The following is a 3,193-nucleotide window of genomic DNA, read 5'->3' as shown; positions in this document are numbered from 1 at the left end:
GGGTGGGGGGGGGGGGGGGGGGGGGGGGGGGGCGGGGGGGGGGCGGGCGGCCACCGGGACGCCCCCGGGGGGGCCGCGGCGCCCCCCACCGCCGCCCCCCGCGGGATCGTCCCGTTCAAAACACCGTGCACGGAATGCCCGATTGCCGGATCATGGCCGTCATGTCTGCCACCATGCCGCCGTCCGAGCCGCAGCAAGCACTGCCGATGCGGCTCACCGTCGACGACAGCGACTCACCCGCCGACGTCGTCGACGCGCTGTTCCTCGGCCGCTTCGCGACCGGCGAGCAGCCCCACTCCCACAGCACCACCCTGGACCGGGTGAAGCCCGCCGCGACGCTTCTGCCCGCCGGGGCGAAGGTGCTGCGCGCCGCCAAGGACGACGACCGCAGCGCCCTGCTGGCCGAGGGCGAGGGCTGGACCCTGCTGGTCTCCCGCTGGAACCGGGGCGCGGACGTCACCGTCACGGCCACCGGGGCGGAGCTGGCGGAGAAGGTCCTCAAGGAGGCGACGGACGGGGCGAAGGACGAGCCCGAGCCGCAGCCCGAGAACGTGACGATGGGCTTCTGGTACGTCTCGCCGCGGCGCGGCCCGCACCGTACGACCCGTCAGATCAGCGCGGGGACGTGGGAGGAGATCCGGCCCAACTACACGGCGCCGGTCGCCGAGCAGATGGACCGGCTGATGAAGGTCACCCCGGACGACATCGCGGGTCGGCTGCTGCTGCTCCACGGGCCGCCCGGGACGGGCAAGACGTCCGCGCTGCGCACGCTCGCCCGGTCGTGGCGGGACTGGTGCCAGGTGGACTGCGTCCTGGACCCGGAGCGGCTCTTCAACGACGTCGGATATCTGATGGACATCGCGATCGGTGAGGACGAGGGCACGGCGAAGGGCCGGTGGCGGCTGCTGCTCCTGGAGGACTGCGACGAGCTGATCCGCGGCGAGGCGAAGCACACCGCGGGCCAGGCGCTGTCCCGGCTCCTGAACCTGACGGACGGGCTGCTCGGCCAGGGCCGCAACGTCCTCGTCGGCGTCACCACCAACGAGGACCTGGAGCGGCTGCACCCGGCGGTCGTCCGCCCGGGGCGGTGCCTGGCACGGATCGAGGTGGGCGGGTTGACCCGTCGTGAGGCGGTGGGGTGGCTGGGCACGGAGGAGGGGGTTCCGCACGACGGTGCGACGCTGGCCGAGCTGTACGCCCTGCGCCGTGGCACGTCGGCCCCCGGGCTCCCGGAGCCCCGGACCCCGGATGCGGGGATGTACCTGTAGAGCGGTCCCGTCGTGGGCGATCGCCCCACTTGGCTCCCCCGGGCGAAGTCTCAGGGGGACGGGTGGGCACGCCCCTCCCCGGCTTCGCCCCGCGGGAGCCCCAGCGGGATCAGCTTCCGTACGCCGCCCGCAACGCGTCCGTCACCGCTGACGCCGCGGACTCGCGGGTCAGGCCCAGCCGCCTCGCCTCCGCCGCGTACGTCGCCGCCGCGTACGCCGCCAGGCGCTCCGCCGCGTCGCCCGCCGCCGCGACGAACGTGCCGTTGCGGCCCCGCGTCTCGATCACCCCGTCCGCCTCGAGCGACTTGTACGCCTTGGCGACCGTGTTCGCCGCGAGGCCCAGCTCCTCCGCCAGGCCGCGTACCGTCGGCAGCTTGTAGCCGACCGGCAGGGCGCCGGAGCGGGCGCGCTTCGCGATCTGGGCGCGCAGTTGTTCGTAAGGGGCGGTCGACGAGTCCGTGTCCACGGTGATTCGCAATGTCACGGCCCGATTCTGCCCCCGCCCCCGGGGAAATGGGGAGGCGGCCGCGCCACTTCGGCCCGTACCGTGCGACACCATGACTGTGATCGTCCGTGATGTACGCCCCGAGGACGCCGAGGGCTTCGCCCGCGTCCGGCGCGCCGCCATCCCGTTCATGCTGGCCAACGCCGCCCAGGTGGCCTTCGACTGGGCCCACTCCCACCCCGACGCGCATGCGCGTCCGCTGGTCGCCGAGGTCGACGGGGAGATCGTCGGCACCTCCCAGCTCCGTATCGCGCACGACGCACCCGAGGCCGGTGTCGGCTCGGTCAACGTCTACGTCCATCCGGAGAAGCGGGGGCTCGGCGCCGGCACACTGCTGGTGCGGGCCTCCGAGGAGCACCTCGCGCAGCACGGCGCGACCACGCTCTACAGCTGGGTGCTCGACGAGCCGGCGTTCCGCGCCTTCGCCGAGCGGCACGGGTACACGGCCCGCCGTTCCGCGCACTTCCTCCGCCTCGACCTGACCTCCGCCGACCTGCCGCCGCTCCAGGAGCCGCCGGCCGGTGTCGAACTGCGTTCCGCCACCGAGTTCGCCGCCGACCCCCGTCCGCTGTTCGTGCTCGACGCGCTGACCACGGCCGACGAGCCCGGCGATGTCGGCGCCGAGCTGACGGACTACGAGCACTGGCTGGCGAGCACCTGGAACCATCCGCTGCTCGACCCCGAGCTGACGACCGTCGCGGTCGTCGACGGCCGTCCCGCCGCCTTCAGCGCCGCCCAGACCGACGGCCAGGGGCGGTACAACTCCGGGATGACCGGCACCGACCCGGCCTTCCGCGGGCGGGGGCTGGCCAAGCTCGTCAAGAACCACTCCCTGCACCGGGCCCGGGCGGCCGGCTGCACGGAGGCGTTCACCGGGAACGACGCCGGCAACGAGCCGATGCTGGCGATCAACAAGTGGTTCGGCTACGGCATCTGCGCAACGGAGGTACGTCATGCCCGCACGCTCGGTTGAGGTCGTGCTCGTGAAGGCGGGTCGCACGAAGATCCGCTATCCCGCCGGGGTCCTCGCCGACGACGGCACCCGGCTGTCGGTCCGGGCTCCGTGGGCGGCCGACGGGGTGCGGGACTTCGGCTTCGTACGGTTCGAGCCGGGCGATGTGTTCGTGGAGCACTACTGGCGCGACCGCTGGTACGCGGTCAAGGAGGTCCGTTCCGCCGACGGGACGCTCAAGGGCTGGTACTGCGATGTCACCCGGCCGGCCGTGATCGACGGCGCCGAGGTCGTGGTCGAGGACCTTGACCTGGATCTGTGGGTGTCGGCGGACGGCAGCGAGGTGCTGCGGCTCGACGAGGACGAGTTCGAGGCCAGTGGCCTCGCCGCCGCCGACCCGGAGGCGGCGGCCTGCGCGGTCCCGGGCGGGGGCCCGCCAGCGCGGCGAGGGGGGGGCGCGCGCGGGGC

Annotated in this window: 4 protein-coding genes; 3 read left to right on the top strand and 1 reads right to left on the bottom strand. The window is 73.9% G+C overall.

Annotated elements, in window-relative coordinates; genetic code table 11:
* Positions 1–134: 134 nt before the first annotated feature.
* Positions 135–1,268 carry a DUF5925 domain-containing protein gene (locus ACFVZW_RS36225; RefSeq protein WP_384530740.1) on the top strand — a complete coding sequence of 378 codons (1,134 nt, stop codon included), beginning with the start codon at positions 135–137 and terminating at the stop codon, positions 1,266–1,268.
* Between the two features lie 109 nt (positions 1,269–1,377).
* Here the strand turns inward: ACFVZW_RS36225 and ACFVZW_RS36220 are convergent, their stop codons facing one another.
* Positions 1,378–1,752, bottom strand: a complete 375-nt coding sequence (locus ACFVZW_RS36220; RefSeq protein WP_384530738.1) for a GntR family transcriptional regulator — start codon at positions 1,750–1,752, stop codon at positions 1,378–1,380.
* 73 nt (positions 1,753–1,825) lie between these two features.
* On the opposite strand from ACFVZW_RS36220, the gene ACFVZW_RS36215 reads away from it, so the two are divergent.
* Positions 1,826–2,746: a GNAT family N-acetyltransferase gene (locus tag ACFVZW_RS36215; RefSeq protein ID WP_384530737.1), complete on the top strand. Its 921-nt coding sequence runs from the start codon at positions 1,826–1,828 to the stop codon at positions 2,744–2,746.
* Positions 2,727–3,193, top strand: a 467-nt coding sequence (locus tag ACFVZW_RS36210) for a DUF402 domain-containing protein (protein WP_384530735.1), incomplete at its 3' end; no start/stop codon positions are given. The genes ACFVZW_RS36215 and ACFVZW_RS36210, both read left to right, overlap by 20 nt.

This window comes from Streptomyces sp. NPDC059567 (assembly GCF_042735655.1).
Taxonomy (GTDB): domain Bacteria; phylum Actinomycetota; class Actinomycetes; order Streptomycetales; family Streptomycetaceae; genus Streptomyces.
The sequence above is the reverse complement of the archived record's forward strand: the minus strand, read 5'-3'. Positions and strand labels throughout refer to the sequence as shown.

Excerpts from the sequence above, each read along its gene's own strand:
- ACFVZW_RS36225 (WP_384530740.1), top strand. The coding sequence starts at position 135 with ATGCCCGATTGCCGGATCATGGCCGTCATGTCTGCCACCATGCCGCCG.
- ACFVZW_RS36215 (WP_384530737.1), top strand. The coding sequence starts at position 1,826 with ATGACTGTGATCGTCCGTGATGTACGCCCCGAGGACGCCGAGGGCTTC.